Origin of the sequence: Phenylobacterium sp., from assembly GCF_036263695.1 — a bacterium.
GTDB lineage: Bacteria > Pseudomonadota > Alphaproteobacteria > Caulobacterales > Caulobacteraceae > Phenylobacterium.
Genome location: NZ_DATAGM010000213.1, coordinates 1 through 5,843, shown reverse-complemented (window position 1 = coordinate 5,843; position 5,843 = coordinate 1). Strand labels below are relative to the sequence as shown.

Genomic DNA, 5,843 nt, shown 5'->3' with positions numbered 1-5,843 from the left:
GATCGCATCGGCGCCTGGCAGGCCCAGGACCACATTGTCCAGCACCGGCTTCCACGGCAGCAGCCGCGCGTCCTGGAAGATCACCGACACCTTGCGCGGCACGGCGATCTCGCCGTCGCCCACCGCCTCGTGGTCGAGGCCGGCCAGCGCCCGCAGCAGGGTGGACTTGCCGCAGCCGCTGCGGCCGATCAGGGCCACGAACTCGCCGCGGGCGATGTCCAGGTCGACGCCGTTGAGGACGCCCTTGAGGGTGAAGCGGCGGGTCAGGCCGCGGATGCGCACCAGGGTCATTGGCCGAGGGTCCTTCGCCAGGCGAGGAGGCGGGCTTCCAGCGCCCGGACCGACAGGTCCGAGGCCAGGCCCAAGAGGGCGTAGACGACCAGCCCCACCACGATGACATCGGTCTGGGCGTAGGTGCGGGCCAGGTTGATCATGTAGCCGACGCCGCTGGTGGCGTTCAGCTGCTCGACGACCACCAGAGCCAGCCAGGCCGACATGACCGCATAGCGAAGGCCGAGGATGAACCCCGGCAGCGCCCCCGGCAGCACGACTTGGCGGATAAAACCGAGGCGGGAGAGCCCCAGGGTCTCGGCCAGCTCCACGTAGCGGGCGTCGATCCCCCGCAGGGCGTTGTGGGTGTTGAGGTAGATCGGCACGAAGACCGACAGCGCGATCACCGTCACCTTCATCGTCTCGCCGATGCCGAACCAGATCACCGCCAGCGGGATGAGCGCCAGGGTCGGGATCGCCCGCTTCACCTGCACCAGCCCGTCGAACAGGTAGCCGCCGAGCAGGGACAGGCCCGAGACCAGCGCCACCACCAGCCCGGCCGCCACGCCCCATCCGAGCCCCTGCGCGGCGCGCCACGCCGAGACGGCGAGGTTGGCCTGCAGCCGGCCCTCGCGGATCAGGTCCACGGCGGTGGCGACCGCCGTCCAGGGCGCCGGCAACACGCGCGGATCTATCAGGCCCAGCCAGGCGCCCAGCGTCCAGGCGAACAGCAGCAGGGCGGGGCCGAGCAGCCAGCCGAGCGGGTCCGGGGCGTCGAGTCCCAGCCGGCGCTTGCGCGGCGGCCGGACCGGTGTAGGGGCGACGTCATTGGCGGGTCGCACCTCCTCAAACAGGGGAGGGACGGCGGCGACGGCTTGAGCGCTCATGGGCGGGGTCCGGCGAACGGGGCGGCGGCGAGGCGGGCGGGCGCGCGCGCCTGGGCGTAGGCCTGGGCGGCCACAGGCTCGAAGCGGCGGTCGAACAGCTGCTCGGCGGAGAAGGCGGGCCGGTCCGCCTCGGCCGCCATCAGAACGATGGAGGCCTGCTCGAGCCGCACGGCCCCGGTCCAGTCCGCGGGCACGATGCGCTCGCCTTCGGCGGCGACCGCGTGGGCGGCGTCGTCAGCCGACAGGCCCTGGCGGTCGCGGTAATAGACGCTGGTCCACTCGCTGCGGTTCTCGTTCTGCCAGGCGATGGCGCGGGCCCAGAGCTGGACGTACTGGCGAAGCGCCGCGGCCTTGGCGGGATCGCGCAGCACCTCCTCGCGGACATAGAGGGTCTGGAAGTCGTCGCGCTGCCCGTGGGCCAGCACCCTGGCGCCGTCGCGCGCGTAGCCGTCGAGGTAGCGCTTGGTCGGGGTCCCGGCGCCGATCGGGGCGGCGTCCACCTGTCCCGCGACCATGGCGTTGATGTAGGCGTCGGCCGAGGTGGAGGGCAGCTCCACGAGCGTCACGTCCTTGGCTGTGAGGCCTTGCGACTGCAGCACCTTCAGGACCAGCTCGCCCTGCGCCTGGCCGGGCGAGAAGGCGATCCGCTTGCCCTTCAGGTCGGCCAGGCTGTCGATCCCGGCGCGGGGCGCGATCGCCAGCTGGAAGGTCGGCCGCTCGCGCCAGTCGGCGCGCTGGCGGATGGCCACGATCCGAACCGGGATGCCGATCCAGGTGGCGTGGATCGGCGGGATGTTCATCGCGGAGCCGCCGTCCAGCACCTTGGCGTGGAAGGCCTCGGTGATCCCCGGCCCTCCGGAAATCTCGGCCCATTTGATGGTGAAGGGCAGGTCTTTGGCCCAGCCGGTGTGCTCCAGCACCGCCTGGGTGGTGGGATCGCCGATGGCCAAGGTGGTCCCCGGCGGGATCTGCGTCGGCAAAGGCGCCTCGAGGGAGAGACCGCCCGCCGCGGGCGACTCAGCTGCGGCCTGACGGCCGCCAGCGTGCACCGACAGGGCGGCCGAGGCGGCCATGAGGGCGAGCGCGATCAGCCCGGTGCGTCGGGTGGGCACGGAGTTGGCCTTTCAGCTGGGGGAGTGGGGAAGGGTTGGACGGCCCGCCGTCCGAAGGGCTGTAAGGCCGGCGGGCCGCCGCTTGCTGCTCAACCGAGAACGTTGAACAGCTCGCCTTCGAGCGCCTTCGAGCGGAAGCCGTCGGGACCAGCGGGGAGGTCTCCGGCCACGGTGATGCGCCGCACGACGCGCGGAAGATCGAAATGGGCGTAGTCGATGGGCCCGGCGTGAGCGACGGCCTGGTTGTCCCAGACCACCAGCGACTTTGGCCGCCAGCGGAAGCGCACCTGGTATTCCGGCCGGGTGACCTCGAAGAACAGCAGGTCGAGCAGCGCCTGGCTCTCGCGCTCCTTCAGGCCGACGATGTGCGTCGTCGTGCCGGGATTGAGGAACAGCAGCTTCTCGCCGGTCTCGGGGTGGATCCGCACCAGCGGGTGCAGCGAGACGAACGGGCCCGTCGAGCGGCCGTCCTTGCGCGGCGGTCGAGCCGGCCCGCCGAAGTCATACGAAGTGGTCTGGTGGACCGCCTGCAGGCCGTCGATCAGCGCCTTGATCTTGGGCGAGAGGCCCTCGTAGGCGGCGATCAGGTTCGCGAACAGTGTGTCGCCGCCGTACTCGGGGATCTGCACCCCGTAGAGCAGCGAATAGGCGTTGGGGTTGGCCACGAAGGTGATGTCGATGTGCCAGCCCTTGTAGTCGCGCGGCTTGCGCGCACCGGGCTTCAGGTTGTCGTTCTCACTGCGGCGGACGCGGTACTCGTCAACCGCCCGCTCCCAGATCTCCGGATGCTCGTCCAAGCCTTCGGCGATCGGGTGGGCCGGGGTCAGAGGACCGAAGTAGCGGCCGAAGGTCTTCAGCTGGTCGTTGGTGATGTCCTGATCGCGGAAGAAGATCACCCGCCACTTGCGGATGGCTTGGCGGATCTCGGCGAAGGTCTCCGCGTCCAGCGGGCGGGTCAGGTCGACGCCGGAGATCTCGGCCCCGATGATCGGCGTGACCGGCTCGATGACGATGCGGGACGGCTTGGCGTCGTTCGCAGGGCGAGACTGAAGGGTGGCGAGGCTCATGGGTTGTCCTTCCGGGTGAGGCGCGGGGTCGTTGCGTTCAGCCCCTAGATTCCTATCGAGCGAGTAGGAATTGTCAACGTGCAGCCGCATCGCCGGAATGCGCAGAAATTCTGAAGCGGTGCGGCAGTGAAGCTGGCAGCCTCAGCCGCCTTCAGGGACTCGCTCGTCCAGCAGCTCGACCGGCCCGACGCCCCGCAGCGCGTCGGCCAGGGTCGTCCGGTCGAGGATCTCCGAGACCTCGTTGCGCACCTTGGCCATGACCTGGCGCAGAGCGCAGGCCGCTTCGTCGCGGCAGTCCTCGCAGCGCTTGTAGAAGTTGCGGCTGGCGCAGGGCAGCAGGGCCAGCGGGCCGTCGGTGATGCGGATCACCTCGCCGAAGGTGATCAGGTCGGCCGGCCGGGCGAGGCGGTGCCCTCCCGAAAACCCGCGCGTGCTCTCGACGATGCCCGCCTTGCGCATGTCAGTCATGATCGCTTCGAGGAACTTGCGGGGGATCTGCTCTCCCTCGGCGATAGCGGCCACGCCGAATTGCTCCGGCTCGCGCCTAGCGAGGAACAGCAGGGCCTTGAGCGCATAGCGCCCGCGTTGCGAGAGCATCAGTCACCACGTCCGCGGCCGGCGGCGCCGGCGCCTCCCCATCGACCTGATCCGACTTGGCAAATCAACTGCGCTCGCGCGCGCGGGCGCACGCGAGCAGGCGCGGAGCATGATGTCGCAATGGTCAAGATGTTAGAAAATCTCAACGTCAACCAAGAAGCTTTCGCTCGAAATCCTAGTGAGTAGATAGGAATCCTCCGCCGCCTCAACAGCGGTGGACTGATCATGACCTCCTCACTTCTCCGACCCTGGCTTCTGGCCACCTCCGGCCTGGCGGCCATGGCGGCCCCGGCGGCTGCCCAGACCGCGCCGAGCGCCGCTGAACGGGCAGGCGACGTGGCCGAAATCATCGTCACCGCCCGGCGAACGGAGGAACGGGCCCAGGAGGTGCCGATCCCGCTGACCGTGGTGGGCGGCGAGCAGCTGGAGCGCACCGGCGCCTACACGCTCGCGGACCTGCAGAACCAGGTCCCAAGTCTGGTCGCCTTCAATTCGAACCCGCGCAATTCGTCTCTGGGGATCCGGGGCATCGGCGTCTCAACCGCCTCGGACGGGCTGGACACTTCCGTGGGCGTCTATGTGGACGGGGTCTATCTCGGCCGGCCCGGCATGGCGCTCAACGACCTCATCGACATCGAGCAGGTGGAGGTGCTGCGCGGACCGCAAGGCACGCTGTTCGGCCGAAACACCTCGGCGGGCGTGCTCAACATCACCACGCGCAAGCCGACCTTCGACCCGGGCCTCACCGCCGAGGTCTCGTTCGGCGACTACCACTACAATCAGGTGCGGCTGAGCGTGAACGGCCCGATCGTCGATGGGCTGGTCGCCGGCCGCCTGACCGCCTTCCACACCACCCGTGACGGGGTGCTGGACAATGTCACCACGCGGATCGCCGGCAACAGCATCGGCCGCAGCGGCATCCGCGGTCAGCTCCTGATCACCCCGACGCCGGACATCGACCTGCGCCTCATCGCCGAATACGCGGAGGAGGACGACACCTGCTGCGTCAGCGTGCTGAAAACGGTGCTGCCAGCCTCCACCAGCGCCGCCACCGGCCGCACGCTCGCCGCGTTCCAGGCGCTCGGCTACACGCCGCAACCGACGCAGGATTTCACCCGCAACAACGCGCCGCAGAACATGCGGACCGACCAGGCCGCCGCCTCGGCCGAGCTGAATTGGGACCTGGGATTCGCCGACCTGACGGCCATCACGGCGTGGCGCTACTGGCACTTCGACCCGCTGCAGGACTCCGACGGCACGCCGCTGGACATCATCCAGGTCAACGCCGCTCAGACCCGCGACTGGCAGTGGAGCCAGGAAGTCCGTCTAGCCTCAAAGCCGGGGCGGCTCGCGTGGCAGGCCGGCTTCTACTGGTTCCAGCAGACCCTGAAGGATCACTTCATCCTGAACCAGTTCGGCTCGGACGCCGGCGCCTTCTACACGGCGTTCAACCGGCTTTCGAACCCGAACGCGCCGCAGGTCGTGATCGCGTCGGGCTCCCAATACGTTGGCGACACCCGGGCTGAGAGCGAGAGCTGGGCCGCCTTCGGCCAAGCCAACTACGACGTCACCGACCGGCTGACCGCCACCCTCGGCGCCCGCTACACCCACGACACCCGGCACGGGATCACCGTCACCTCGACGCTCGGCACGCCCTACGGGCCGACCTCCATCCCCTTCAACTACGACGTGGAGGTCGAGGGCGGAGAGTGGTCCTACCTGGCCAGCCTAGCCTACAAGGTCACGCCCGACGTCCTCGCCTACGGCTCGTTCTCAACCGGCCACAAGGCGGCCGGCCTCAACCTCAACGCCGCCGTCACCCCCGGCTCGCCTCTGGTGCTCGAGCCGGAGACGGTGGAGAACTGGGAGGCGGGACTGAAGACCACGCTGTGGAACGGGCGGGTCACCTT

At 69.4% G+C, this 5,843-nt stretch carries 6 protein-coding genes; 1 reads left to right on the top strand and 5 read right to left on the bottom strand.

Annotated elements, in window-relative coordinates:
* The 5 genes from VHK87_RS08660 to VHK87_RS08640 form a co-directional block, all read right to left on the bottom strand.
* Window positions 1–291: ATP-binding cassette domain-containing protein (locus VHK87_RS08660; RefSeq protein WP_329634501.1), on the bottom strand; the 291-nt coding region annotated here is incomplete at its 3' end.
* Complete coding sequence (locus tag VHK87_RS08655) at window positions 288–1,157, bottom strand: ABC transporter permease (protein WP_329634500.1); 870 nt, start codon at window positions 1,155–1,157, stop codon at window positions 288–290. The genes VHK87_RS08660 and VHK87_RS08655, both read right to left, overlap by 4 nt.
* Window positions 1,154–2,269: an ABC transporter substrate-binding protein gene (locus VHK87_RS08650; RefSeq protein WP_329634499.1), complete on the bottom strand. Its 1,116-nt coding sequence runs from the start codon at window positions 2,267–2,269 to the stop codon at window positions 1,154–1,156. The genes VHK87_RS08655 and VHK87_RS08650 overlap by 4 nt, the downstream gene beginning before the upstream one ends.
* An 89-nt stretch (window positions 2,270–2,358) precedes the next feature.
* Window positions 2,359–3,336: a TauD/TfdA dioxygenase family protein gene (locus VHK87_RS08645; RefSeq protein ID WP_329634498.1), complete on the bottom strand. Its 978-nt coding sequence runs from the start codon at window positions 3,334–3,336 to the stop codon at window positions 2,359–2,361.
* Window positions 3,337–3,477: 141 nt separating this feature from the next.
* Window positions 3,478–3,933, bottom strand: a complete 456-nt coding sequence (locus VHK87_RS08640; protein ID WP_329634497.1) for an Rrf2 family transcriptional regulator — start codon at window positions 3,931–3,933, stop codon at window positions 3,478–3,480.
* A gap of 225 nt (window positions 3,934–4,158) precedes the next feature.
* Between VHK87_RS08640 and VHK87_RS08635 the strand changes: the two genes are divergently transcribed.
* The coding region (locus VHK87_RS08635) for a TonB-dependent receptor (protein ID WP_329634496.1) at window positions 4,159–5,843 on the top strand (1,685 nt) is incomplete at its 3' end.